At 46.4% G+C, this 26,104-nt stretch carries 29 protein-coding genes; 14 read left to right on the forward strand and 15 right to left on the reverse strand.

Annotated elements, in window-relative coordinates; translation table 11 throughout:
• Positions 1-122: 122 nt before the first annotated feature.
• Complete coding sequence (gene rimK, locus Q4Q57_RS05605; protein ID WP_006079988.1) at positions 123-1,028, forward strand: 30S ribosomal protein S6--L-glutamate ligase; 906 nt, start codon at positions 123-125, stop codon at positions 1,026-1,028.
• Between the two features lie 86 nt (positions 1,029-1,114).
• On the opposite strand, the gene Q4Q57_RS05610 is transcribed toward rimK, so the two are convergent.
• From Q4Q57_RS05610 to Q4Q57_RS05625, 4 genes are all read right to left on the reverse strand, one after another.
• A complete protein-coding gene (locus Q4Q57_RS05610) occupies positions 1,115-1,807 on the reverse strand; it encodes a TorF family putative porin (protein ID WP_311890108.1) in 693 nt (230 codons plus the stop codon).
• Between the two features lie 291 nt (positions 1,808-2,098).
• On the reverse strand, positions 2,099-2,371 hold the full coding sequence (locus tag Q4Q57_RS05615; RefSeq protein WP_006079990.1) for an HU family DNA-binding protein: 273 nt from the start codon (positions 2,369-2,371) through the stop codon (positions 2,099-2,101).
• 159 nt (positions 2,372-2,530) lie between these two features.
• A complete protein-coding gene (locus Q4Q57_RS05620) occupies positions 2,531-3,328 on the reverse strand; it encodes a response regulator (protein WP_126492811.1) in 798 nt (265 codons plus the stop codon).
• An 83-nt stretch (positions 3,329-3,411) separates the two neighbouring features.
• Positions 3,412-3,792: a hypothetical protein gene (locus Q4Q57_RS05625; protein WP_300480355.1), complete on the reverse strand. Its 381-nt coding sequence runs from the start codon at positions 3,790-3,792 to the stop codon at positions 3,412-3,414.
• Between the two features lie 130 nt (positions 3,793-3,922).
• Here Q4Q57_RS05625 and Q4Q57_RS05630 point away from each other — a divergent pair, with 130 nt between their 5' ends.
• Positions 3,923-4,432, forward strand: a complete 510-nt coding sequence (locus tag Q4Q57_RS05630) for a DUF4240 domain-containing protein (RefSeq protein WP_300480358.1) — start codon at positions 3,923-3,925, stop codon at positions 4,430-4,432.
• Between the two features lie 12 nt (positions 4,433-4,444).
• Here the strand turns inward: Q4Q57_RS05630 and Q4Q57_RS05635 are convergent, their stop codons facing one another.
• Positions 4,445-4,759: a hypothetical protein gene (locus Q4Q57_RS05635; protein ID WP_311890109.1), complete on the reverse strand. Its 315-nt coding sequence runs from the start codon at positions 4,757-4,759 to the stop codon at positions 4,445-4,447.
• Positions 4,760-4,894: 135 nt separating this feature from the next.
• Positions 4,895-5,203, reverse strand: coding sequence for a hypothetical protein (locus Q4Q57_RS05640; protein WP_012090285.1), 309 nt, complete (start codon positions 5,201-5,203; stop codon positions 4,895-4,897).
• 277 nt (positions 5,204-5,480) lie between these two features.
• On the opposite strand from Q4Q57_RS05640, the gene Q4Q57_RS05645 reads away from it, so the two are divergent.
• Positions 5,481-6,005, forward strand: coding sequence for a DUF3016 domain-containing protein (locus Q4Q57_RS05645; protein WP_006079996.1), 525 nt, complete (start codon positions 5,481-5,483; stop codon positions 6,003-6,005).
• A 38-nt stretch (positions 6,006-6,043) separates the two neighbouring features.
• Here Q4Q57_RS05645 and Q4Q57_RS05650 read toward each other — a convergent pair whose 3' ends face one another.
• The gene (locus Q4Q57_RS05650) at positions 6,044-7,801 is read right to left on the reverse strand and encodes a GGDEF domain-containing protein (RefSeq protein ID WP_283627757.1); all 1,758 of its coding nucleotides are present in this window, start codon (positions 7,799-7,801) and stop codon (positions 6,044-6,046) included.
• Between the two features lie 160 nt (positions 7,802-7,961).
• Complete coding sequence (locus tag Q4Q57_RS05655) at positions 7,962-8,270, reverse strand: prephenate dehydrogenase (RefSeq protein ID WP_311890110.1); 309 nt, start codon at positions 8,268-8,270, stop codon at positions 7,962-7,964.
• Between the two features lie 48 nt (positions 8,271-8,318).
• On the opposite strand from Q4Q57_RS05655, the gene Q4Q57_RS05660 reads away from it, so the two are divergent.
• On the forward strand, positions 8,319-9,221 hold the full coding sequence (locus Q4Q57_RS05660) for a TraB/GumN family protein (RefSeq protein ID WP_311890111.1): 903 nt from the start codon (positions 8,319-8,321) through the stop codon (positions 9,219-9,221).
• Between the two features lie 34 nt (positions 9,222-9,255).
• Here Q4Q57_RS05660 and Q4Q57_RS05665 read toward each other — a convergent pair whose 3' ends face one another.
• Positions 9,256-10,029, reverse strand: a complete 774-nt coding sequence (locus Q4Q57_RS05665) for a methyltransferase domain-containing protein (RefSeq protein ID WP_311890112.1) — start codon at positions 10,027-10,029, stop codon at positions 9,256-9,258.
• A 415-nt stretch (positions 10,030-10,444) separates the two neighbouring features.
• Here Q4Q57_RS05665 and Q4Q57_RS05670 point away from each other — a divergent pair, with 415 nt between their 5' ends.
• A complete protein-coding gene (locus Q4Q57_RS05670) occupies positions 10,445-11,275 on the forward strand; it encodes a MaoC/PaaZ C-terminal domain-containing protein (protein ID WP_106651707.1) in 831 nt (276 codons plus the stop codon).
• Between the two features lie 80 nt (positions 11,276-11,355).
• Here Q4Q57_RS05670 and Q4Q57_RS05675 read toward each other — a convergent pair whose 3' ends face one another.
• Positions 11,356-12,246, reverse strand: coding sequence for an aldo/keto reductase family oxidoreductase (locus Q4Q57_RS05675; RefSeq protein ID WP_311890113.1), 891 nt, complete (start codon positions 12,244-12,246; stop codon positions 11,356-11,358).
• Between the two features lie 204 nt (positions 12,247-12,450).
• Here Q4Q57_RS05675 and Q4Q57_RS05680 point away from each other — a divergent pair, with 204 nt between their 5' ends.
• The gene (locus Q4Q57_RS05680; protein WP_311890114.1) at positions 12,451-14,208 is read left to right on the forward strand and encodes a formate--tetrahydrofolate ligase; all 1,758 of its coding nucleotides are present in this window, start codon (positions 12,451-12,453) and stop codon (positions 14,206-14,208) included.
• A 122-nt stretch (positions 14,209-14,330) separates the two neighbouring features.
• On the opposite strand, the gene Q4Q57_RS05685 is transcribed toward Q4Q57_RS05680, so the two are convergent.
• On the reverse strand, positions 14,331-15,980 hold the full coding sequence (locus tag Q4Q57_RS05685) for a mechanosensitive ion channel domain-containing protein (protein WP_311890115.1): 1,650 nt from the start codon (positions 15,978-15,980) through the stop codon (positions 14,331-14,333).
• 245 nt (positions 15,981-16,225) lie between these two features.
• Here Q4Q57_RS05685 and Q4Q57_RS05690 point away from each other — a divergent pair, with 245 nt between their 5' ends.
• Complete coding sequence (locus Q4Q57_RS05690) at positions 16,226-16,555, forward strand: hypothetical protein (protein WP_006084232.1); 330 nt, start codon at positions 16,226-16,228, stop codon at positions 16,553-16,555.
• Between the two features lie 115 nt (positions 16,556-16,670).
• Here the strand turns inward: Q4Q57_RS05690 and Q4Q57_RS05695 are convergent, their stop codons facing one another.
• Entirely contained in the window at positions 16,671-16,796 is a 126-nt protein-coding gene (locus Q4Q57_RS05695; RefSeq protein WP_106651706.1) for a hypothetical protein, read from the reverse strand.
• Positions 16,797-17,086: 290 nt separating this feature from the next.
• Between Q4Q57_RS05695 and Q4Q57_RS05700 the strand changes: the two genes are divergently transcribed.
• The 6 genes from Q4Q57_RS05700 (at position 17,087) to rraB (ending at position 21,697) form a co-directional block, all read left to right on the forward strand.
• The gene (locus Q4Q57_RS05700) at positions 17,087-17,377 is read left to right on the forward strand and encodes an ABC-type zinc uptake system zinc chaperone (RefSeq protein WP_106648225.1); all 291 of its coding nucleotides are present in this window, start codon (positions 17,087-17,089) and stop codon (positions 17,375-17,377) included.
• 82 nt (positions 17,378-17,459) lie between these two features.
• Positions 17,460-18,644: a hypothetical protein gene (locus Q4Q57_RS05705; RefSeq protein ID WP_311890116.1), complete on the forward strand. Its 1,185-nt coding sequence runs from the start codon at positions 17,460-17,462 to the stop codon at positions 18,642-18,644.
• Entirely contained in the window at positions 18,628-19,536 is a 909-nt protein-coding gene (locus Q4Q57_RS05710; RefSeq protein WP_311890117.1) for a metal ABC transporter solute-binding protein, Zn/Mn family, read from the forward strand. The genes Q4Q57_RS05705 and Q4Q57_RS05710 overlap by 17 nt, the downstream gene beginning before the upstream one ends.
• Before the next feature lie 4 nt (positions 19,537-19,540).
• Positions 19,541-20,341, forward strand: a complete 801-nt coding sequence (locus tag Q4Q57_RS05715) for a metal ABC transporter permease (RefSeq protein WP_261271804.1) — start codon at positions 19,541-19,543, stop codon at positions 20,339-20,341.
• Positions 20,342-20,502: 161 nt separating this feature from the next.
• Positions 20,503-21,246, forward strand: a complete 744-nt coding sequence (locus Q4Q57_RS05720; protein WP_012090274.1) for a 1-acylglycerol-3-phosphate O-acyltransferase — start codon at positions 20,503-20,505, stop codon at positions 21,244-21,246.
• A 40-nt stretch (positions 21,247-21,286) separates the two neighbouring features.
• A complete protein-coding gene (gene rraB / locus Q4Q57_RS05725) occupies positions 21,287-21,697 on the forward strand; it encodes a ribonuclease E inhibitor RraB (RefSeq protein WP_012090273.1) in 411 nt (136 codons plus the stop codon).
• 80 nt (positions 21,698-21,777) lie between these two features.
• On the opposite strand, the gene Q4Q57_RS05730 is transcribed toward rraB, so the two are convergent.
• Together Q4Q57_RS05730 and Q4Q57_RS05735 are read right to left on the reverse strand one after the other, a co-directional pair.
• Positions 21,778-22,764 (reverse strand): sensor domain-containing diguanylate cyclase, encoded by a 987-nt coding sequence (locus Q4Q57_RS05730; protein ID WP_106648221.1) that lies wholly within the window; start codon positions 22,762-22,764, stop codon positions 21,778-21,780.
• An 18-nt stretch (positions 22,765-22,782) separates the two neighbouring features.
• Positions 22,783-23,778 (reverse strand): response regulator, encoded by a 996-nt coding sequence (locus Q4Q57_RS05735; RefSeq protein WP_006080020.1) that lies wholly within the window; start codon positions 23,776-23,778, stop codon positions 22,783-22,785.
• Between the two features lie 541 nt (positions 23,779-24,319).
• Here Q4Q57_RS05735 and Q4Q57_RS05740 point away from each other — a divergent pair.
• Complete coding sequence (locus tag Q4Q57_RS05740) at positions 24,320-25,126, forward strand: crotonase/enoyl-CoA hydratase family protein (protein ID WP_311890118.1); 807 nt, start codon at positions 24,320-24,322, stop codon at positions 25,124-25,126.
• A gap of 35 nt (positions 25,127-25,161) precedes the next feature.
• Here the strand turns inward: Q4Q57_RS05740 and Q4Q57_RS05745 are convergent, their stop codons facing one another.
• The gene (locus Q4Q57_RS05745) at positions 25,162-26,058 is read right to left on the reverse strand and encodes a DUF3530 family protein (protein WP_311890209.1); all 897 of its coding nucleotides are present in this window, start codon (positions 26,056-26,058) and stop codon (positions 25,162-25,164) included.
• Positions 26,059-26,104 lie beyond the last annotated feature (46 nt).

Consider the following 26,104-nt stretch of genomic DNA (forward strand, 5'->3'; position numbering starts at 1 on the left):
GGTGAGGAATATTTTCTTGCTTTACACTGAGCAATAGACAAATATCAGCCCCTTTTTCTGTCGCTGTGCTTTTAGTGCTGCAGAACGGTTTATTCACTCATGCTTAAGTTGGTCACTCAGCAATGAAAATAGGTATTTTATCCCAATTCCCCCAGTTGTATTCGACGCAACGTTTAGTGGAGGCTTGTCAAAGCCGCGGACATGAAGCGGTCGTGATCAATACGCTGAACTGCTACATGAATATTAATTCCATTAAACCTAGCATTCATTATGAAGGCACTGAATTAGTTGGTTTTGATGCCATCATCCCGCGTATTCATGCCAGCGTGACTTTTTATGGTTGTGCCGTTGTTCGTCAGTTCGAGATGATGGGCGTGTATGCGGCGAATGATTCAATCTCTATTGCGCGTTCTCGGGACAAATTACGGGCGCTGCAATTACTCTCCCGCAAAGGGATTGGTATGCCTGTGACAGGCTTTGCCAATAAGCCAAATGATATCCCCGACCTCATCAATATGGTGGGCGGCGCTCCGTTAGTCATTAAGTTACTCGAAGGTACTCAAGGGATTGGCGTGGTATTAGCTGAGACGAAAACGGCTGCTGAGAGCGTGATAGAAGCATTCTTGGGGCTGAAAGCGAATATCTTAGTACAGGAATACATTAAAGAATCCAATGGCAGTGATATTCGTTGTTTTGTTGTCGGTGACAAGGTCATCGCCTCTATGAAGCGCCAAGGTCCCGAGGGGGATTTTCGCTCTAATCTGCATTTGGGTGGCTGTGGTGAGGTGGTTAAAATCACTGCAGTGGAACGTAAGATGGCGATTGCGGCGGTGAAAGCGATGGGATTGGTGGTCGCTGGGGTGGATATTTTACGCTCTAATCGTGGTCCTTTGATCCTTGAGGTGAATTCGGCGCCAGGCATTGAAGGGATTGAACAAACCACAGGGATTTCAGTGACTGAGCCTATTGTTGAATATATCGAGAAAATGGTCGCTGCCCGTAAAACCAATAGACCTATTATTGCCTAATAGTTGATTACGCTAAAAAAACGCTACCGTTTAAGGTGGCGTTTTTTATGCTTAGAGCTTAGACGTAAGATCCTAAATGTTAGATCTTAGAGATCAAAGCTGTAGGAATAGCCGAGTACCAGTTTGGCATCATCATCGGTGAGATCGGTATCAGAAACCATGAACGACACTGTGCCCATGCTGGTATCTGCACTGAGTGTGACGTTATAGTCGGCATAGTTATCTTCGCCAAACCAAGATTGCACAACATCACCGCTTGAGTAGCCATAGTGCACTGATAAGCTAAGTTTTTCAGTGAGAGGCACAGAGACAGTCGCGGCAAGATAGCTGAGATCTTTATTATCTAACGGATCGGCGGCGACATCGTCACCGGCATTGATGACATGGGAGTAACCCAGTTCAAGCCACTTCCAAGTTACTGCAGCATGGAGTTCACCAAAATCAATGCTGCCAGGAGCGTCTGGGTAGGCGTAGTAGAGGTAGCCAAAGTCGTAACTGATGTCTTCGGTAATATTGCCACCATAACCCGCGTAGAGATCTAGCTCGTAGCTCGTATCATCACCAAAATCCACATTCGATGCCCAAGTGCCGGCATAAAATCCAGAATCATGGCTGTAGTCAATCCCACCTTGGATTGCGACCGCATCTTTAGTTTGGGTCGCACCGCGCCATAGGTAATTAGAGGTACCACCAATGTTGCCTGATACGACTGCAAAGGCATTGCCTGCCAGTAACATTCCCGTCGATAAGGCCAAAACGCTATACAGTGATTTCTTCATGCTCATCCCCTCGATTGACTTATTTATCGATTCACCATTGGCGCACTTAAGTAAGCAGTGGTCATTAGTGCATCTTGGTTTTTTTCTAAGAAGGGATTTGCTAATCACATGCCACTATTACAATCATATGTAAAACAATACATTAGAATATCAAGTGTTAATGAAATGTTTTTATTTGCCAGCTTATGGGGCAGAGGCGCACTCTTGTTGTGCAAAAAATATTCAGGGTTTCACTGGAAGAAAGCAAAAAAAAACGCCTCACAATGGAGGCGTTGTTTTGAATTTTCTCGCTTAGTTTACGCTGTCGCGTAGGGTTTTACCCGCTTTAAACTTAGGCACAGTCGCTTCAGCGATTTGAATTTCTTTACCCGTTTGTGGGTTACGGCCAGTGCGAGCAGCACGAGTCGCAGTTTCAAACGAACCGAAGCCTACGATGGAGATTTTGTCACCATTTTTCATTGATTCGGTAATGGCTGCTTCAAAAGACTTCAATGCGCGTGCGGCTTCTACTTTCGTTAGATCGGCATTTTCTGCAATTTTGGCGATAAGTTCAGTTTTGTTCATTTTTATTGTCTCTTCTTTCCGTAGATTTATTTGAAATAAGCGTGCCTAACATGCCATAAGGTTCAGCGCTTGGAAAGCCTTTTGCGTCTAAGCTGCCGCAGGATGTTCGGTAAAGCGCAGAATATTTACTCAGTTCGTGACTTAAGTTTTATTCTGGTTTCATTCTTCTAACAGTTGATAGAGTAATTTTTTAACCAATTTGGGTTCAAAGGGCTTGTCGCATAAGGCATTCACCCCCGCTTGGGACACATTGCTGAGGTGGGTATCGTTGGCTTCGGAAGATACCATTAAGATGGGAATGTGCGATTGCTGGCTTTCGCTGCGAATATATTGAGTCAGCGCAAGACCATCTACGCTGGGCATATTGTAGTCAGTGATGACTAAGTCGAACATATTGTTTTTCATCAACGCTATGGCCTGTGCACCATCTTCGGCCTCGGTAATCAGTTTCATCCCTAAGTTACCGATAGTGCGTTTAATGACATTTCTTGCCATACGGCTATCATCGACCACTAATACGCGCACATCTTGCACATCGAAGTTACTGAGGTCGAGTTCATCGTGGCTGAGCAGATCGATAGTGGCATTTAAGGCTGTGGCTAAATGGTCGGCACTGAAGGGCTTAGGCAGGATAGCGACCACACCCGATTGGCGGAATATCTCAAGTTGCTCACGGCGACACTCACTCGAGACCAGCATAAATTGAATATCTTTGCAGTCCGCGTTAGCCCTTAGGTAACCCAAAAGATCAATGGCGGTGCCATCATCAAAATGCATGGCGCTGGCGATAAGATCGGGTTTGTGGCGAGCAATAATATCTTTAGCCGCTTCGATATTTTCTGCGGTTTGAATGCTGAGAATACCTTCTTGTTGCAAGCGCTGAATAATTATTCGACGCTGGATATCTGAAGGTTCTACCAAAAGAATGGATAGTTCACTGGGCGATAAATGGCTCATAGTCTACTTCAAGTTAAGAGTCGCAAGTATTTTATTGGGTCGCTAAGCTACGCTATTAGTAACAGCTTAGCAACAAATGTCCATTACCGTGTTTGACGGGTCAAATAATGACTCGTGACCTTAGAAAATGCGATCCAATACTGCAAGAGTAAAATGACAATAATGCTTATTGTCAGCGGCAACATAGGAATATTGTGGCCAGAAACAACCACTTTTACATCTTCAGGGGTAATGCGGTAGGCAATAATCGCTGTAATGCCTAGGGCTGAAAATCCTAAGGTTTGCATGCCGATATAAATCTTCAAGACTAAGCTCGACCACGGCGTGCGCATCATTATGCCAACGAGCACAGGGAGGACGCCTAGGGTGAATACATCAAAGGATTGCGTTGTCGCAGCCCGTAAAAGTGCGGCAATGCTGAAGAGGCAATATAAAGAGATCAGTAGCATAAGACGTTTAGGCATAGATGGATATGTAGACAGGTAGCGAAGAAGATGAGCAAGTGTAGGAAATGCCCTAATCCGAGTCCAGCATAACCTTAATATCGTGTAGAATAAGCCTTTTGCGAAAGGCTTATTCTATTAGGTGAAGTTTATGACAGAAGTTGAGTTTTGGGGTTTAGTCACGCGTACGGAAGCGGCGCAATCACAGGAGTCTTTGGCTCAAGCACTGAAGCAGAAACTCGCCGAACTGAGTAATGAAGAGTTAAAAGCCTTCGATAAAATCTTTGGTCAGCAGATGCGCCGTAGCTATTTGTGGTCGGTTTGGGGCGCTGCTTACATTATTACGGGCTGTGATTCTGAATATGCCTTTGCCGAATTCAGGTGTTTTTTGATTTCACTCGGCAAAGAAATCTACGATGGTGTGGTTAATCAGCCTGACACTTTAGCGCGTTTAGCCGCTTGGCCAGAGCGAGATGCCTATGCTTATCCCTTTGTGGATGAATACGATCTTATTGCAGGGCAATTATACGAAGATAGAACCGGTGAGGAATTGCCCTTTATGCCATCGGGCAAGGCGACGCCCGCGGGGAAAAAATTTAGCACTAAGCCCAAGGATTTAAAGCTGCAATACCCTGAGCTCAGCGCCCGTTTTCCATTTTAATCTTGCAATCGCTTATGAGCGTAAACAGGCATTGGTTGTCACGTCGAATGTCATGCCGTATTTAGGGCAGATATCATTCATAAACTCATGTTCCTGTGCGGTTAATTGCTGAGAAAAATCTTGCTTAAGCTGCTCAGCCATTTGGGTTTCAGCCGCATATTGCGCCTGAGCCAATTTGCTAAAATGAGCGTTAACCGCCTGTTGTTGGCTGATGGTCAATGGCGCCGCATGGCTTGAAAGACTAATGCTAGTTCCGAATGTTAGTAGAGCCAATAAAGCAATTTTATGTGAGTAAGGTTTTGATAAATTAGCTGTTTTTAGGTTCATAGGTAAGCTCCAAATTAAAAATTACGTTTAACACGTCAGTTCTAAATCGTGCATCCTTAGACGGTAAAGAAAACGAGTTGTACTGTGAGGGGCTTAGCTTATTGTATAAATATTGAACCTATGCTGAACGGTTAGTTAGCGCTCATTCTTCATTTCTTTGCATTGAAACCCTTGCTTGCGAGTATCGAACTGGCACATAGAACCACATTCCCAAGGTACATCGTCGTAAAAGGCCGATTGTTCGCGTGCAAAATCGCGGCAGGTCTCATAGCTATCAAAGTTATCCGTTTTTTTATACTTTCCAGAGTCATAGCCATGGTTATAGATAAAGGCTGACCAAGTTTTAGGGCCGGTATTTTTATCACTCGGGGAGATAAACCAAATCGCACTAACCACGCAGGTAAACAGGATAAGAATGAACACAGGTACAACGGGGAATTTCATTTTTATTAAGTGAGCCATGTAAACAATAGCGGAAGGATAACGTTTTTTTTGTGGTTATGCGCGTAAAATGTTCACAAATTGATAACTATGCACTTACTTAGTGCAGTCTCGATACAAAAAGATACGTGTCAATTGTGGTTATCAGATAAAATTTACGTATTTATACAAAAGCTTACACAGCATTAGCTGTACTTATATCAGTTTTGCGTTAAGCTCTAGTTCAGGTTAGATTTTGTACTGTGGTTCTCAGAAAGTTATCTAGGCCTTGGAGGCAAACATGAAAATTCAGTCCCTTTTACTCGCAGGTGTATTAAGTTGCAGTGCGGCTTGGGCGGCCGATGAAGCGCCAGTGAATCCCGTCACCGAAGATGGGGTGGTTAAAATTGTTTGGCAAAGTCCTAAGGATTTTCGCGATATCAAATCATCGGGGGAAATCCAATCCCGCTATGAGAAGCGCTTATTTGAGACCTTAACAGAAAACATCAATAAAGAAGCGGCGAAGATTTTAAAGCCGAATCAAAAGCTTGAAATGACGATCACCGATGTTGATCTGGCGGGGGATATGCGCCCAACCTTTGGTGCGACCGCCAATGATTTACGCATTGTTAAAGAAATCTATCCACCGCGTATGACTTTTTCCTATCAAGTTTTGGAAAACGATAAAGTGATTATTGCGGGCGATGAAAAACTGTCGGATATGGGTTTCATGGATGGGATTAAATCTTTAACTGATAAACCTTTTATGTACGAAACCAAAATGTTGACTGATTGGTTAAAGAAGACGATTGCCCCACAACTTTAATCGTCAATCTTTCAATCGTTAAATCGGTCACTCAAGACTCAAGCACTGAGCGCTTGAGTTTCGATAGTAAGGTGATTTTCTAACAGGTAAAATCCGTTATTCGCGGATTTTGCCTGTTTTTTTGCCCGGGCACTTAAGGTCGACAGGCTGTGTTCATTGGCGTTAAAGGTCAGTGCTGGTGGCAAGATACCCACGCACAGGCTGATCAATTGATGGTAGCAGGCTTCGCCTTGTCTATCGTCGGCGAGCATCTCTTGCGCTTGCCAATGCTCGGCGCTGTAAAACAAATGCTTATGGGTTTCAAAGTCCGCTAGAATTCGTTGGCAACGGCTGATCATATGTTCACAGGTGCTGATAATCACAAAGTCATCGCCGCCCACATGGCCGATAAAGCAATTGTCACTTTTATATTTCAGTAACAGATTAGTCACTTCACAAATCACTTCATCGCCGCGACAAAAGCCATAAATATCGTTATAGGGCTTAAAGTTACACAAATCAAAATAGGCCAGATAAAAGTGTTTCTTTTGGATCTTAAGGCGTTTTAATTCCTCTTGAATGGGCACATTGCCCGGCAAGTCTGTCAGAGGATTCGCGTGGCGGGCCATCTTAATTCTGTGCTCTGTGATCCTTTGCAGTAAATCTTTGGTGTGGCCTATGCCGAGTAGTTTGCCACGGCGAAGGATAATGAACTGCTGAGCAACTGTATTGGCCGTCTCTGAGGTCAGCAATTGGCTCACTGTAGATAAGGGTTCGTTGGCTTCAATTTGGATAACCTGCGGGTCCATCACTTCACTTACGGCATGATTTTCATGCAAGGCACGACCATAGGGCGTACTGAAAAGCTCGAGTAAGGTTGCGCGGCTGATAATCCCCAGCGGTAACTGATTATCGACCACAACCACCGCCTGCAGTGCGGGTTGCGAGCTAAAGGTGTCACTTAAAAATTTGAGTTTGAGTGTGGGTGCAACTGTGATGGCATTTGTGCACAGGCTTTCGGCGGATTCGCTGTATCTAGGTTGAATTTGGGTATTGTTTGGCACTAAGGTCGCTTTCATCGCGCGGCAGGGGAGCACTTCTGGACGCCCTAGCAAATAGCCTTGGCAATAGACGATACCCAGTTGTTTGAGTACGGCTAATTCCTCTTGCGTTTCAATCCCTTCTGCTATCACTTTGCAGGTTAAGCTTTGGCATAACTCCACAATCGAGCGGACAAACTCCTGTTTGACAGGGGTCGAATCAATTTCATGGATAAAGTGGCGGTCAATTTTGACATAGTCGGGCGACAATTCTGACCAGAGCCTTAAACCGGAATAACCTGCGCCTAAGTCATCGATGGCCGTTAAAAAACCTTGGCTGCGATAATGATTCAAGCAAGATTTAAGTAAGTCGATATCATCGGCGGGATATTGCTCCGACAGCTCAATCACCACCTGCGATGGCGCTATGCCGAGTTGTTGCAACAGCTGTAAGGTCATGCCCTTGGGGTGCGCAGGGTCTAACAACGCCTTGGGCGAGATATTGATAAACAGCTTGCCTTGGAACTGACGCAGCTTAAATTGTTCGAGTGAAATGCGCCGACAAAGGGTTTCTAACTCGCTTAACTTGCCTTCATGCTCGGCGGTCTGAAATAGCGGCACTGGAGAGTATAACGGGCTGTGTTCAGGGCCGCGGCTCAAGGCTTCAAAACCGTGGATCTTATGTTCTAATATATTGAAAATTGGCTGAAATAAGGGACTGATTGCCGCTTTAGAAATTATTTTATCGAGCTCTTTAGCCAAATCTAAACTTGTCATTACGTCAGCCCCTTCGTCTATGTGAGCGGAGTCTATGACTTAGAAATGACAAAATGATGACAATTTTGAGGGCGCTTAGCGTTAGCTATGCGGGGGGTTTGAATGGATAGCAGATGAAAAGAGCTGAAGACTACTGGCGAGTTTCAGCTCTTAATCAAGCTTAGCTTTGCATCTTAAAGGCCTGCAATGTTTGCAGTAACGCACCGAGCTGGCGCACATAGGTTTCGAGTTCTTTAGCATCGAGCTCCTCATATTCTTCCATGCGAGTTAAGTCATCGACCAACTCTTGTACATAGGGCAGAAAACGATTACTCGAAGCGATAAAACCTTGTTCTGCCGTGAATATGCTGGTGAAGTTTCCATGGCCAGCTTTCTTTAGCACATCTAACTTAGCGTCGGCGTCTATGGCTTGGCGATAGGCGATTTGAAGATTCTCTTTCAGTTGCTCTATAACCTTGGTATGTGGCATAACAGCGTCTCATTGCAAAATTTGCAGGAATTATAAGGGGCAAAGGATATGGCAACAAGCCAATGGCGATTAATTGCAGCAATCTGTTTTCTGGCGTTGACGGGTTGGAGCACCAAAGCGGTGAGTGCCGAAACCGATAAGCCGCCATTTTATCAAGTGCAATGGCAAGGAAAGAGCGCGTATCTACTGGGCTCGATTCATATTGGACGTGCCGATTTTTATCCATTACCCACCCAAATTGAAACCTCGCTGGGCAAAGCGAAGGGCTTAGTCGTGGAAGTCGATATGAATAAAGCCGATAGCAATGCCTTGCTGCGCCAATACGGCCGCGCCGATAAAACCAAAGGTTTAGATTGGCAGAGCCGAGATAAACAAACGGTTGAGAGCATGACGCCCTATTGCGCTGCCACGGCCAATGTTTGCCAGTCGATTCAATCCTTCGCGCCTTGGCTGCAAGCCACGCAACTTAACTTAATACGTTATAACAACTTAGGTTACAGCACGGATTATGGCGTTGATATGCAGTTGATTGCCCGCCATGCGGCTTTACCTGTGTATCAGTTAGAAACCGCTGAGTCGCAATTTCAGTTATTAGCGTCCTTTGATAGCCAAGCGCAGTGGTCTATGGTGCGTGAGGCGATTAGTACGTCGGATGCAGACCTTTTGTCGTTAATTGCGGCTTGGCGTTCGGGTAATGAAGCTGAGCTTGATAACATAATGCAGGAGCAAATGGGCGGCGAGGACGACACTGAAATGCTAGAGAAAATTCTCTGGCGGCGAAACCATGTGATGGCCGACGGCATTATAAAATTAATGGGCTCGACTGACGTGGCTTCACCATTATTTGTGGTGGTTGGTGCGGGTCATGTGGTGGGCGATAAGAGTGTGGTGCAATTGCTAGAACGAGCAGGCGCCAAAGTGAGCGCCTGCTGGAAACAGACCTGCGAGTAATCGTTTAGGATACTGGGTTTATAACCAAGCGCATTTAAACTGCTGGACTCTGCCCTAAAAAGTGTACATATCGACCTAACGAAATATAGGGCTCGCGTTGCGAATACTCGAGCTCCATTTGCAGCAGTTTTTGATAATCGAAATCCACTGGCTGACTTTTTTTCAAATAGTCGTGGATCACCCGCACGCCAGACTGACAGATGAGTGACATCTGCCACTCGCTAAACCAATCTTTAACCTCTTGAATATAAAGTGGGTGCGTGGGTGTTAGCCGCACTTTCTTCTTTACTTTTAAATCTGCGGCGACGTAATCGAAATTGCCCGACACTAAGGCATGAAAGCGCATGGCTTCTTTGTTGTAAAACATCAAAGAGAATAATCCCGCGGGTTTAAGCATAGTGAGTAGGCCCGCCATCGTGGGCTTAGCATCCGTTAACCATTCGACGACTGCATGGCACAATATAATATCGAAATAGCCATGTTGCTCGACCGACAGAGCTTGGATAGGCGCATGGATAAGCTGGATAGCTAATGGTTCAGGCGATGCATCTATCTGCTCTTGCGCTTGCGCCAACATCTCCGCCGAGATATCGCACAGCACCACTTCGTGGCCGAGGCGGGCTAATTTCTGGCTAAAGTAACCAAAACCACCGCCCGCATCTAATACCCTGAGTTTTCTATCCCCCAGTTTTGCTAGCGCAGGTGCGAGGTCGCGCCACAGTACAGCTGCACGAATGTCGCCTTTAGGCGTACCATAAATATTTTTCGCAAATTTTTGCGCGAGCTTATCAAAATTCTTATCTTGCACGTGATAACTAGGTTAAAGAGAGTGGAACGATAGTGTGGCACAGACGTAAATTTTTCGCACTCAGGAGATGTTATCGCCGAGCCGAGATGGGTAAATTTGTATCATAATATTTTAATTTATTGATTTTATTAGTAGTAATTATTCCTACTAAACTTAGGGATACACAGAACTCTGTCCTATGGGTTATAATCACGCCGTTTTCGACAAACCTGACTCTATAGCTATCCATTCGGTGAGTCAGCATCAGCCCTTATTAAGACGCAGCGCTGCCTGTTTTACACTCGTTATCAACTTGATTGAGCAGACGTTACTCGTCTGTGCGGGGTAATTTATGGCAATGCATTTATGTGCCAAGGGATAGTTAATTAAAAGGTACTCAGACTTGAATAATGCATATTGTGTTGAATTGAACGCGATGCCGTCGCTGTTTTCTCTTTATCGCAAGATCTTCTTTGGCCGTAAGCCGGGTTGGGATCAGCAACCGCTGCCCTATATAAAGGTGACTGCGCCACATGTGACTGTGTCTGAAACTAAAGTAAGCCAATATGCGCAGGTGTGTGGTTTTCAATTTGACGGTAAAGTGCTGCCGCCAACCTATTTGTATGTGATGGCATTTCGCCTGCATGCGGTGATTTTTACCCACGATGGCATCACTTTCCCGCTGCTTGGGATGATCCACCTAAAGAACCGCATTCAAGTATATCGCCCTGTAACGGTTGACGAGACTTTCTCCCTCGAGTGCGCCTTGACGACGAGCCGTGAGACTGATTCTGGCTTAGAGTTTGAATTTGTGTCTAAGGCGTTTGTAGGTGAAGAACTCGTTTGGGAATCGCTTTCCACCTATTTATATCGTATCGATGTCGCTGGACGTCGGGTTCGTCCACCTAAAGCCATTGATATGGCGTGGGAAACGCCACAAAGCTGGAGTTTGAGTGAAGATTTAGGTCGTCGTTATGCTAAGGCATCTGGTGACTATAACTTGATCCACTTGCATCCTGTGCTCTCAAAGCGTTTTGGTTTTGATCGCGTGCTCGCCCATGGTATGTGGTCTAAGGCCCGTTGTTTGGCTGAGTTGATGCCAAGCATTGGCGATCGTCCATTTACTGTGGATGTGACCTTTAAACTGCCACTCTTGATGCCTGCCGATGTTGGATTTGGCTATGAGCAGAATGCTAATAATATGGTATTTGAGTTACGTGACAGCAAAGGTCGTCGCCCGCATTTAAGTGGCGATGTGCAGTTTTAAGTCGCATTCAATAATACATACAACAACGGCGCCTTCTGGCGCCGTTGTTGTTTATGGTTGTTGCGTTTGGGAGGTAAAAATTAAGGTACGCTGTGACCCATAGATGCCTGCCAAATACTGAACCATTGCTGGCGATCGAGCTGGATCTCATTGGAGGCAACGGCGCGCTTTATCCGCTCGATATTGCCACTGCCGATAAGTGGCACGGGTCGGCTTGGTAGCATACGAACCCAGGCATAAATCACTTGGCTGATATCATGAGTTCCTACTTGCTCGGCGATGAGCTTGAGGGTTTGATGCAAGCGAACCGCCTGTGGGTTCGTGGTTTCAAAAATCTTTCCGCCTGCTAAGCACGACCAAGCCATAGGCCGAATACGACGTTGCTGGCACAAATCGAGCGTACCGTCGTGTAAGGTGCTCATCGCCAGTGGCGAGAGTTCCACTTGATTGGTGACTAAAGGGGCATCTAAGCGCGATTGCAACAAGGAAAACTGTGCATTAGTGAAGTTCGATACGCCAAAATGTTGTACTTTACCTGCTTGCTTGAGGCTCTTAAATGCCTCGGCGACCGCATCAGCGTCCATTAGGGGATCGGGTCTGTGGATCAGCAGCAGATCTAAATAGTCAGTATTGAGCTGTTTAAGGGAATGCTCGACGCTAGCAATAATATGCTCACAGGAGGTGTCGTAGTGATTAACATAGCGCTCAGGGCGGCACGCAAACGCGGGTTTAATGCCGCATTTACTGACAATTTGCATCTGTTGGCGCAGTGCTGGCTTTAAGGCTAATGCCTCGCCAAACAAGGTCTCGCATTGATATTCGCCATAAATATCAGCGTGATCCACAGTGGTCACGCCTAGTTCTAGATATTGCTCAATCAGGTTAAGGCGCTGCATGGGCGTCATGTCCCAGCTTTCCATTCGCCAGAAACCAGCAACAAATTCAGAAAAAGTGAAATGGGACTCGCTCATGCTGTTCCTCTTTGGGACTGTTTGCTTTTGATTTATAGGGCGCAGGGCAAAATATTTGATGCAGATTAAGGAATCGCTCATTAACCCTTTCGATGGCTATATATCTTAAAGCCAATCACCTAATATCCGCCCTATTCAATGAGTGTTGTGCTTAGCAACCCCTCATACTAAACCAAAGCGTATCTGAAAGGGAGAAATCGACGCATGCTGACAGATATGGATATTTCGAGTCGCGCAAGCCTTAAAAACATCACCGAACTGGGCACCGACTTAGGCCTGTTACCCGAAGAGATGATGCTATTTGGTCACACTAAAGCCAAGGTGGAGCTTAGTGTGTTGCAGCGTTTAGCGGGGCAACGCAAAGGTAAATTGATTATCGTCACCGCAGTTACGCCTACACCCCACGGCGAAGGTAAAACGGTGACGAGCATTGGCTTAACACAATCGTTAAATGCCATAGGCCAAAAGGCCTGTGCTTGTATTCGTCAACCCAGCATGGGACCTGTGTTTGGGGTGAAAGGTGGTGCTGCGGGTGGCGGTTATGCGCAAGTGGTGCCCATGCAGGAGATGAACTTACATCTCATGGGCGATATTCACGCCGTCAGCAGTGCCCACAATTTAGGGGCGGCGGCGATTGCGGCGCGGCTATTTCACGAGGCGCGCTTAGGTAAATCAGAATTTGAAGCGCAATCCGGACAAGCATTTTTGGCTATCGATCCCAAGGAGATCCGCTGGCATCGAGTAGTCGATCATAATGATCGCTGCCTTAGGCAAATCCAGGTGGGCTTAGGCGACAATAACGGCCCAGAGTACGGATCTAGCTTTGATATTACCGCCGCCTCTGAGTTGATGGCGATTTTAGCTTTAAGTCATGATTTGGCGGATATGCGGGTGCGGATCGGTCGTTTAGTGTTGGCCTTAAATACCCAAGGGCAAGTGATTACCGCCGACGATTTAGGTGTGGCTGGCGCGATGACGGCCATCATGGCCGATGCGATAAAGCCGACGTTAATGCAGACCTTAAATGGCTCGCCTTGCCTGATCCATTCAGGGCCCTTTGCCAATATTGCCCACGGTAACTCGTCAATTATTGCCGATGATATCGCCCTCAGGCTGGCGGACTTTGTGGTGACTGAAGGCGGTTTCGGCTCGGATATGGGCTTTGAAAAGTTCTGTAATATCAAAGTACGTCAATCGGGGCAGGCGCCAGCCGCCGCTGTATTGGTGACGACTGTAAAAGCGCTGAAGGCCAATAGTGGCTTGGCATCTGAGGCGGATAGCAATGTATCAAATATCCATGTGCCAAACATAAGCGCGATAAACAGCAATGCCCCTGATCAGTCTCGACTCGAAGCGGGCTTTGCAAATTTAAACTGGCATATCAACAATGTGGCGCGTTATGGCGTTCCTGTGGTGGTGGCTATTAATCGTTTCGCCACTGATTCTGATGCTGAGTTACAATGGCTAACGGAAGCCGTCAATGCGAGTGCTGCCTTTGGTTGTGAAATTAGCGATGCCTTCAGCCAAGGGGAAGCGGGCGCTATCGCCTTAGCGCAAACTGTGGTTCGCGCCGCTGAAACTAAGAGTCAGTTCAAGCTGTTATATCCTGATGAAGCCTCATTGGAGGCTAAGTTATCCACCTTAGCCGAAGTAGGCTACGGCGCTAAAGGCGTGAGTCTGTCTATCGAGACGAAACAACAGGCGCAGCAACTGACCGCGCTTGGCTATGGACATTTGCCTTTGTGTATGGCTAAAACGCCGTTATCCATTAGCCACGATCCTAGCTTAAAGGGTGTTCCTAAGGATTTTGTGGTGCCAGTGCGAGAGTTAGTGTTACATGCGGGGGCGGGATTCATTACCGCCTTAGTGGGTAATGTGATGACTATGCCAGGACTTGGGCTGAAACCGGGATACTTGAAAATCGATATTGATGCCAAAGGCGAGATAGTCGGTTTGGGCTAACGTTTAGATTCAAAACTAACTGTGCTGAGATAGAAAAGGGCGAGCTGACAGCTACGCCCTTTGACTCAGTTAACGTGCTAATACTGTTTTAGTGCTAACGCTTTAGTGCTGTTTTAAAACGGTTATTTCGTGGTTTGATAGATATGCACATCGCGCTGCGGGAACGGAATGCTGATCCCTTCGGCGTCGAAACGCATTTTCACTTCACGGGTAATGTCCCAATACACTTCCCAGTAATCTTCCGGTTTTGCCCATGGGCGCACGATAAAGTCCACCGAAGATTCTCCTAGCAGATGCAGTTTAATCGTCGGCTCTGGCAATGGCTGTACTTTAGGATGGGCCTCGACGATGGATTTGAGAATCGCTTCAGCATGTTCTATGTTGTCGCTGTAACCAATACCAAATGTCATATCCACCCGGCGTTGGTGCTCGACCGTGATGTTGTTAATAGTGTCGCCCCAAATCTTATTATTAGGAATAATAAGACGTTGGTTATCCATGGTTTTAATCGTGGTCGAGACCAGACTCATGTGGCTCACTCGACCCGTGACGCCAGCGGCGTTGATCAAGTCTCCCACATCGTAGGGACGATAAATTAAGATCATCATCCCAGAGGCAAAGTTCGACAGGGTATCTTGCAAGGCAAAACCAATAATCACACCCGCGATACCAAAGCCTGCGAGCAGCGGCCCAAGTTCGATCCCAAGTTGAGACAGGGCGATCAAGAGTCCGATAGTAAAGACGGCTTTGCCTGATAGCGAAGTAAAGAAGTCTTGTAATAACTTGCTCAAATTCAATTTAGAATTGCTAACAGTATTCTTCACTATCTGTTTGGCTAACTTACCAGCGAGACCCGCGATAAATAAGATCAAGCAGAATACAAATAACTTAAACACGACCGTAGGGCCATGATTTATCGCTTGTTCCTGCGCCGTGTTCAGCCATTGCTCGATTAAGCTTGAGGCCACATCAAAGCTCAACACATCCTGAGTAATATCGCCTGACACACTGAACAAGGTCTTTTTCAGTGCGGCAGTATCTTGGCCTAAAGCATCGAGTAAGTTTATGTCGATATTTAAGCTTTGGCTATTTTGGGCTAAGCGTTCCTTTAGCATCATCACGTGGCTGGTTTGCGCCGACGTAACGTCTTTACCCGCACTGGTTGCGGTATCGACCGCAGTTTGCAGTTGCTGCTGAGTGTAAGTCACTAAACTTTCGAGCATATCTGCACGCGCAATTAAAATTTGCAGCAGTGACTTTTGCGCTTCACTAATATCTTGGCCAACTTGTTCGAGCCAATTGAGTGTCTCGAGTTGTTGTTTGTAATAGGTGTCTTTGTCTAATTCGCGCTTAGAGATATCGAGCAGAATCGCATCATCTTTACCTGAGCCTAATTGCTGCTCTAATTTATCAATGTTGTCATCGATATAGCTATCAATCTGTTGGATGTAGTTCAATTGCCCTTGGATCAATGGCTGCAGAAAAACACTGTCGATCGGTGTTGCTTCGAGCAGATCTTTAATCTTATTACGTAACTGTAAGGTTTTGTTTTGAATGCGATATTCGACAATCGTCTTCAACTCACCTTTTGCATGTTTTAGTTTATGGATATCGGTATCGATAGCCTGTTGCAACATAGCCAGTTCAGCTTTGACCGCCACAGGTGTGGTTGATGTGTTATCGGTTACCGCGACAGGTTCGGCTTGCGTTGGAGATGAAAGGCTTAACAATGGAATAAATAGGGCAAACACTAGAGCGAGGTAGCGATGCATAGGAATGGTCTTAAGTTGAAATATGTTTGGTTATGATAGTGGCTGCCGGATTGACTGTAAAACGCCGTCGCGTGAAATTGGCCTCGGAGCTAAGGTTTTTTGTAGTAGGGGTGTATTAGGCTTATTGCTGGGCTCGTGGCTTTACCCGTATCTTCGACAATATTAGCCTTTTATCAGTATTTGCTGGCCGTAGTCTGGCAGGGATCTGGTAAACTTGCGCATCGCTATTTAGGAATCGTGTTTTCATGTTGTGTTCCCATTGTAATCAGTACATCAAGGTCAGTGATATCACCCAGCAAAGAGGCAAAGGTTTTGATGCCCAAGTGCGTTGTCCCCACTGCACCGCTTGGTTAGGCCGCAGCCCAACATTGGCTAAGCTTAAGTTATTGGGCTTTTATTTGAGTGTGTTTACGGCGGGATACAGTTATTTCGATGCCTCAGTGCGGCACTTTGCGATCCCTGTGATGATTTTTTCGCTGATGTTGTTGTTTGTGAGTCACTTTATGGACCAAGTGATCACCATTGAAGCGCCGGAACCCGTCGATGATAGTGACCAAAGACAAAAGTACCGATAACAAGAAGACAATTTGTTGAGGCACAAATGAGTCGAGCGCCTTTAGCGGGCGCTCAAGGTATAGCGAAGCAGGTGTTTATTGTGGCGAATTATCGCCGTCGCGAGTGGGCCTTTGCTTACTGAACGACTTGTTCTTGGGCCGCTAATGAGTGCTCAACGTAGTAAATGCCACCAAATATCACCACGCTGAAAATCACTATCCCTAAGATAATCCCTAAGTTTTCACGAAAAAATGCTAGCATGTGAGTTGCCTTTTGGTGGTTGAAAATGGACGCCATATCGAGCTCAATTTTGCCGCTGTGCTCGCTGACATAAAAACTAAATACACTATAGTTACACTCACTTAAGCTAATCTTAAATGCACTCTTTTAGCAGCATTCCCGCAAGGATTCGCCGTAATGGGCGAGGCCAGTTGTCGCTAAGATTACCCACCTCAAATATCTTGTAACCTTTTGCAAAGTGATTACCTTATTGCAACTTGCTATGGCCCTGACATAGACTTATGCAACTTTTTAACTATGGGGACGACTGAGTGAGACTTAAACGTCACATTAGACGCACGATTTCGATATGGCTTTCGGCCATCTTGATATTGCTGTCTTTTGCCGCCTCAGCCCATAGTGTGACCCATCTTGACGATGGGGCTAAGACCCACTGTACCCTGTGCTTCCATCAGCACCAGCTCAACAAGATTCTATTGACCCAACCGCTGACGCTTAATTTAGGCGTACAGCATTTCGATGTGGTCGAATTTGTTTTACCCCCCTCCATTTCTGAACACGTCAGTGTTTATCGCAGTCGTGCGCCTCCTGTCACGCTCTAAATCAACTCAAACATTTTAACTTATTGTATTTCTTGATGACTTTATATCAGTCGTCGAGTGCTAGTTGTATTTTGGAGATATCATGACTGTTTTAAATACCCGAATTTCTTTGGTGGCTTTGGCGTGTGCGTTTGTATCGCCTAGCTTATTGGCTGAAGATTCGAGCCTCACGAACCCAGCGATCAGCGCCGTATTAAATGGTTACTATCAAACAGGTGAGCGCCCATTAGCCGAGAGTCCAGATGGCTTTGGTTTAGGCGAGACTGAACTGGCGATGAGTGCCAATATCGATGATATGTTTTACGGTAAAATCACCGCAGTAGTTGAAATGCATGACGGTGAGACTGAGCTGAATCTTGAAGAAGCCTTTATTCAAACTATGGCGATGCCAGCGGGATTTTCTATCCGTGGTGGTCGTTTCCTATCGGACATTGGTTACCTCAATAACCAACATTTACATACTGATTCCTTCACCGACCGTCCTGTGGTTTACCGTGCATTCTTAGGGGGACATTATTTTGATGACGGTATACGTTTTAACTACGTAGCGCCGACGGACTTGTATTGGACCATGGGCGTTGAAGCCTTTAAAGGCGATAGTTTACGTGCTGCCGATGAGCATGGTGAGCGTGAGTTTAAGAAGGTCGGTGTTTATACCTTGTACTCAAAAATAGGTGGCGACATAGGCGATAACAGCTCATGGCAAGCGGGGTTGAGTTACTTGCGCAACGAGAATGGCCAAGTGACCGCCCATGAAGAAGGCGAACATGAAGATGAGCATGACCATGGTGATGAGCACGAAGGTCATAGCCATGCCGCATCTTACACAGGTAAAAATACCTATGGTGCTGATTTTGTTTATAAGTGGGCGCCTAACGGTAACTACAAATATCAAAATCTTACCGTGAGCGGCGAGTATTATCGGGTGAGCGATTTTACCCCTGTCGATCTGCATCCAGAGGATGCGCCAAGCCAAGATTACCACCAAGGTTGGTATCTGAGTAGTGTGTACCAATTCACGCCTAGCTGGTCAGCGGGTGTGCGTTACGGTGAAGCTGATACCCAAGAGCTCCATGGCGATCATTTTCATGGGCAAAAGTTGAAGGAATCTGAGGTGAGTTTGGCTTGGCATTCTAGCCATTTTTCAACGGTTCGTTTCCAGTATACCAATCAAAAGGGTACTAACTTCGATGGAATAGAAGACGATAACATCTTCACTATTCAATACATTATGTCTCTGGGGGCTCACGGTGCGCATCAATTCTAATTTAGCTAAATTGGCCGCAGTGGCCTTATCTGTCACTTATACCGGTTTGGCCCACGCCGAACTAAACGTGTTTGCCTGTGAACCTGAATATGCAGCATTGACCAAGGAGCTTGCTCCAACGGCGAGCATTTATTCGGCAACAACGGCATTGCAAGACCCACATCAAGTGCAGGCGCGCCCGAGCTTGATCGCCAAAATGCGTCAGGCGGATCTTGTGGTCTGCGCCGGTGCCGATCTTGAGGTGGGTTGGTTGCCTATGCTGCAGATGAAGTCGGCAAACGCAAAAGTGCGCTCGACCGATCAAGGGTTATTTTTCGCCGCCGATCAAATCGAGACCTTAGATAAGCTGGCCAGTGTCGATCGCAGCATGGGTGATGTGCATGCCCAAGGTAATCCACATATCCATTTCGATCCGACGCGTCTGTTAAACGTCGCCACGGCGCTGAGTGCTAAGCTGGCTCAATTAGATCCTGCTGGCGCGGCTGATTACCAAAAATCACTGGCAGATTTTACCACTCGCTGGCAAGCCGCAGTCCCGCGTTGGGAAGCGCAAGCTAAGGGATTACAAGGTAAAAAAGTGATTGCTTACCACTCAAGCTTCAGATACTTATTCAATTGGATTGGTATCGAGCAAGTGGCGGATTTAGAGCCTAAACCGGGTTTGGCTCCAACGAGCGGCCACTTAGCGAGCCTGCTGACGCGCGCCGAGCAAGGGGATATTCTGGCGGTGGTCGTGGCCTCTTATCAGGACGAGCGCGGTGCAAAATGGCTGGGTGAGAAAGCGAACTTGCCCGTGGTAATGCTGCCTATGTCTGTGGGTGGTAACGATAAGAGCCAAGATTTATTTAGCCTTTATGACAGCGTGATTTCACTCTTAAATGGAGTGAAATAAACCTATGTTTGATCTTGAACTGATGTCGATTCTGTTGCCTGCATTGGCGGCGGGGATCTTAGTGTTGTCAACGCATATTGTACTTGGAAGACAAGTGCTTAAGCGTGGCATCATCTTTATCGATTTAGCGATAGCGCAAGTTGCCGCCTTAGGCGCGATTGTCGCTCACATGGACCACAGATTAGAAGACATGCCGTTTGCTAATGTGTGGATGCCAGCGCTGTTTGCCCTCGCGGGCGCAGGGTTTATCGCTTGGTTATCTAAGCGGATGGCGGGTGAGTTGGAGGCAATGATCGGCTGCTTTTATGTGTTGTCTGCGGTAGCGGCTATGTTGCTGCTGGCGAACGACCCACACGGCGCCGAGCTGTTAAAGCAATTGATGTCAGGTCAGATCCTGTGGGTGAGTTGGTCACAACTGATTTTGCCAGCAGTGGTATATTCGCTGGTGTTATTGGCGATATTCCTGCGTCCCCAGATATTGGATGGTGCAGGGTTCTATCTGCTATTTGCGCTGGTCATTACCTTGTCGGTGGAATTAGTAGGTGTTTATCTGGTATTCAGTACCTTGATATTGCCCGCTCTCGCGCTGAACAAGTATTGCGGCAAAGGTCGGTTGTTCTACGCTTACCTCGTCGGTTTGTTGGGTTATGTTCTAGGATTAGTCCTGTCGGCGACGTTAGATCTGCCCAGCGGTGCGGCGATTGTCGCGACTTTGGCCGTGAGCGCCTTCGTTATCCGTTTAGTGTTAGCTAAAGTTGCACCTCAGGCAACGGGATCTGAAATCCTGCCAAAGCACCACGCTTAGATAAATATTGATATAAAAGCCCATAGATACACTGGATTTTCAGTATATCGATGGGCTTTTTTGCTTGCTTGTTAGCAAGTCAGCTTACAGATGTAAACAATATATTGAGTCCCAAAGCCATGGTAGCTATACTGACGCCACTTTTACAGTCGGAGTAAATCGTGCTTTTAATCGTCAGATCAATGCTGTTGGCGGTGTCATTGTTGCTTGCCTTTATTTTTGGTGGCTTAGTGTGTTTATTAAGACCTCGGCACCGCGACAATGTACATATGTTCGCCAAGATCTTCTCATCGGTCGCTCCGATCCTTGGGATCAAAGTGATTGTACGTCGACATAAAGATGTGCAGGATGGCCCCTATATTTTCCTCGCAAATCATCAGAATAACTTCGATCTGTTTACTCATACGACTGCGGTACCTAAAGGGACTGTGAGTTTGGGTAAGAAGAGTTTGGCGTGGATGCCATTATTCGGTCAAATCTATTGGTTGTCAGGAAATATTCTGATCGACCGTAAAAACCGTCACAGTGCTTTTGATACTATGGCGAAAACCGTGGAAAAAATTAAACAGAAGAATTTGTCTGTGTGGATTTTCCCTGAAGGGACACGTTCACGTGGTCGCGGTTTGTTACCTTTTAAAGCGGGCGCTTTCCATACTGCGATTGCGGCGGGAGTGCCTGTTGTGCCGGTATTGGCCTCGTGCCAAAGCCACATTAAGCTCAATCGCTGGAATAACGGTGTAGTCATTATCGATATGATGGCACCTGTGCCGACCGCAGGTTTAGATAAAGCAGATGTGAAAAACTTCTCTGCGCAAATTCATGCCAGCATGTCGGCGAGATTTGCTGAGATAAATCAAGAGGCGGCAGCACTTATGGGTAAAACTCTCGCGAGTGATGACGTATAATGCCAATTTGAGCCAGATTTACCTTAACGGAGACAAATCCATGTCTATTGAAAGTCAGTTAAAAGCCCAACTTGCAGAGAATCGTGACATAGTGCAAGCCCTGCTTGACGATGGCTCAGAGCCTGATGCGGAATATGTTATTGAGCATCACTTTTCATCGACCAATTTCGATCGTCTCGAAAAAGCCGCAGTAGATGCCTTTAAATTAGGTTTTGAGGTAAACGACGCTGAAGAAATGGAATTGGAAGATGGTTCAATTATTTTCTGTTTCGATGCTGTCGCGCACCACAAGCTAGATGTTGAATTACTGGATAAAGCCGCAGAACAACTGCTGCAATTAGCGGTAAAACAGAAAGTGGAATATGACGGTTGGGGCACCTATTTTGTCGGTGATGAAATGGATGACGAAGAAGATGAAGACGACGAAGAAGATGATGGTTTCCCTCATTAATTCGCGCGTGAATATCTAATCTATATCCGCTTTAAATAAAAATGCCCATCTATGATGGGCATTTTTATTAGGTAGATATTTTAAGTTTGGCTGATTTTTTTCGCAGTTGTACTGGTATGCAGAACGCTGCAATTACGGCCTTTTTGCTTGGCTTCGTACAGCGCTTTATCGGAGCAAGAAATCCAGCTTGAGCTGCTGGTGATGTGGGAACCAATTTCGCATACACCTAAACTCACAGTCACAGAGATCTTCAAGCTTTCATACACTATGACGGATGCGGCGATTTTTTCCCTGAGCCGCTCGGTAAAGTTCATCGCATCTGCGCCGCTGGTTTTGGGCAATACAACCGCAAATTCTTCGCCGCCATAACGTCCGGCGCAATCGGTCTCACGCAGGGATTGGCTGAGTAAGTGGGCGATATGCTGGATCACTTTATCACCCGCCAGATGACCATAGCTGTCATTGATATGTTTAAAGTTATCGATATCTATCATCACTAAACTTGCCATGCCTGAGTAGCGGGCATACATGTCGTACTCATGGTCTAAACATTCTTGCCAATGACGACGGTTATGCAGCTGAGTCAAACCATCGGTTTGGCTTAGGCGCTCGAGTTGCTCGTTCGCGGCTTTAAGTTGTAACTTGTTGATGGCAATATCAGTCACATCATAAATAATCACGCTGATATGGGTCACTTGCCCTGTAAGCGATGCCAGTGGCAACAAGGTCACGTTTTGGTACATGTAGTCTGCACGGCCTGTGATCGGGCGGTAGTTTTTAAATTGGAAAACGTATGGCCTTTGTTCCCAGCTGATAAAGGCACGGTTTTTAAGCATAAAAACCGATTCCATTTTCTGCTTTAACCAAGTGGCGGGCAGATCGGGGAAGCGGGTAAACAAGTTTTGACCTTTGATCGAATTAGGGGAAACACCGCTGTGATTCTCCATAAAACCGTTCCACAGCTGGATATTGTAATGGCGATCTAATACCACTAATCCCACCTCTATGGTTTGCACCATATCGATGAGCCAGTGTAGTTCGTTCATTGCGCTTTGGTCATTTGACATAGGATAAAATCCAACTGGTTAATCGAGTAAATAGCCGAGTTTATAGCTAAGTGTGGGGATAGAATCCTCGGTGAAGAGCAGTAACAAATCGCATTGAATATTATGATCTTCAATCCGATAGTTGATCTCCATAGCCAAAGTTCGCTGCCATTTCTCTGAATTATCATGGATCAGATCGTTAACCGTGCAGTGCCGTCCTAGCACGACAGGGTGAGCCTGACTAAATTTCATGTCGAGCTGTTCAGAAATGCCGTTAAGGAAGGCGCCGATCAGCACGTTTCCGGTATCGATCAGGACTTCTATCTCAGTATTTTTATCTTCAGGATTGGCTAATCCCATCAGCTTGGCCATGTCCTTAAAGCTGGAATCATGGAACAAGAGCAGGGCTTCACCCGCAATCCCCGCACCGATAAAACCTTGGCAAAGTGCCGATACGGTCGAGCTTTCTTCCGTGGCTTTGAGTGCCATGGTCAACTCACTCACCTCAAGCACGTTCACATTGGGGATGGGCAGTAACACGAATACATCGAGTAACTTAGCTAACAGATCGGCGGCGCGGCCCATGGCGACGTTGGCAATTTCTTGGCAAGCGTCACGCATGTCGACTTTGATCATCGGGACTTCGTCGGCGATATCTTTCTGCGTCAGGGTTAAGATGCCGTAATCTTGCAAAATGTTGCTGATGGCATCGGCGCTAACGGGTTTTTGAATAAAATCTAATGCGCCTAAGGCTTTGACTCGCTCATGAGCTTTGATTTGAATGTCGCCAGAGACCACAATGATCAGCGCGGGGAGATCCTGCTGCTGCACGGTTTGCAGTACTTCATAACCGTCCATCACTGGCATGTTGAGATCGAGAAACACCACTTCGCCTTTTCCGGCTCGGATAGCATCAAGGCCTTCGGCACCATTGGTCGCATAAGTAATTTCCACATCCCACTCTTTTGGGAGCGTGCGGGCCATTTGCTTACGTGCCATGGCGGAATCGTCACAGATGAGTACAGATATTGACATGCTGACTAGTGATCCTTATTTGCCCATTAATTGAAGATAACACTTATTTTTCAGGTCCGACTGACGAATTGCGTTCTTCGGGCAAGTCTGATTTATATCTTCTAGATGTAACTTATAGATATTATTGATTAATTTCGTTTTTTCGCTGACATTAAAATTTGACTCATTATTGAATCATATGATGCAAAATTTTAAATCGAGCTGGCTAATTTTTAGCAAATAACAAGGATGTAACGAATAAAAAGGACGACTGAGTCCATCTGTTTGCGGCGTTATCCTTAGCGGCAAGTACAGTTTTATATAAGCGTCGATGTTGGCGGCGAGGTAACTTCATTGCCGAGTTCGATAAGTCTATCTCATCGAAACATACATTAGGATTACCGCACGTATTGGCGACAGCCTAACATAAGTTGCCTTCAGTCCATGTTTGAATTGGCAATATTTTGACTCAAGTCAAAAAACAGGCTTATGTTATATCTTTTAGTGAATTATTCCAAACGTGTTAACATTTATTCTGGACTGACCAGTAACGGAATATTTCATGAGTGGCCAAAGTGTACAAGTCAAAATCGATGATGGCATCGCCTATGTGTTGCTTAATCGTCCTGAAAAAATGAATGCGATTAATTATTTAATGTTTAGTGAGCTCGACCGTGCGATTAAAAATATCAAATCCAATCGTGGGGTGCGAGCGGTGATCCTCTCGGGGGCGGGTGGCAATTTTAGCTCTGGGCTCGATGTCAAAAGCGTGATGTCGGCACCCATGCAGGCGGTAAAATTACTGTTTAAGGGCTTACCGGGGAATGCGAACTTAGCCCAGCGGGTGTCATTAGGTTGGCAAAACTTGCCCGTACCTGTGATTGCCGTACTTGAAGGCTGTTGCTATGGCGGCGGTATGCAAATCGCCTTGGGCGCAGATGTGCGCATCGCTAGCCATGACTGTAAATTATCGATCATGGAGGCTAAATGGGGACTCGTGCCCGATATGGCGGGGTTGGTCGCGTTAAGGCAAATCATGCCTAAGGATCAAGCTATGCTGCTGAGCCTGACGGCAAAAGTGCTTGAGAGTCATGAAGCGCTAGCCTTAGGACTCGTGACGCAAGTGAGCGAGACGCCGATGGAAGCGGCGCAACAATTGGCGCAGCAACTGATGCAAACCTCACCGGATGCAGCAGCGGCCATCAAACTCAGCATTAACCGTAGTTGGACGGCTTCGGTGCGTAGCCTGCTTTGCCGTGAGTCTATTAGTCAGATTCGGTTATTGTTAGGCAAAAATTGCAAGATAGCGACGGCGCGTCAGCTGAAAGATCCGCAGAAACCTTACCAAGATCGTCAGTCGGGCTGGTAATGCTATTTTGTCTGAATTAGCTTAAATCGCCGTTGTTACTGCGCGCCGCTCATGCGGGCGGAAAAGCCTTTAATCGCATTTAAGCAATTCTGCCATGCGCTCTCGTTATCTAAATTGAGCGCTAAGCTGGTTTGGCGGTAGTTAGGACTTTTTAAGGTCACGGCTAAAATCTTACGATTCGCGGCCGTTTCTAATGAGGCGGGATGACCGTCCGGCGATTGGATATCTAAAATCGGCAGCGTGAGTTTCGCTAATTGCTCCGCGAGTGCTTGGTTGAGCTTTTCGTCCTCACGATAGGGATTGATGACGATCAGCACATCGGGATCGGCAATCTTCTTTTGGCTCAATAGGCTAATCAATAATCCTGCGCTTTGGTCGGCGGTGATCAAAATGCGTTTGCCCGCATAATCTGCGCCGACCGCATCTAATTGCGACATGCTTTGGACGAGAAAGTCTTCCTGCTCTTGCAGATGTTTGCTGTTATCTTCGGGCTTGATTTTAGGGCTAGGTTTGTTGGAAGGTGAGCTTAATTGCGCAGCGCCGGGTGAGGTGACTTCAGTGGCGGCGGTGGCAAAATTGGCCGCAGGCAGCTCTGTTGGCGGGGTTAAACTTAAACTTGCCCAACCGGCAGGATTAATATTACGGCGCACAAACGCCATCAGCCCCGGCGCGTCTGCCGTGCCGTTGGTGGCGGGCAGAATGATCGCCGCACCGAGTTTCTTTTTACCTTCCCACGCTCTCACCAACAAATCGTAGGGCTGATTGTCTATGGTGATTTGTTTGACTTCATTCTCGGGTAAATAGCGGTTATTTAATTTTTTGGCACTGACTTCTGCTGGCGTTGGCGTAGCTGTTGCTGGGTCTGCCGCGCGGGCAGAGATGGTAGTGAAACCAAGTAGGAGGCAAAAGAGAAGCGAAATAATGCGTGCCATAGTATTGATAACCACCTGTGTAGTCTCATAAATTCATCAGTGCTTG

Source organism: Shewanella sp. SP2S2-6 (assembly GCF_031931965.1).
Classification (GTDB): Bacteria; Pseudomonadota; Gammaproteobacteria; order Enterobacterales; family Shewanellaceae; genus Shewanella; species Shewanella baltica.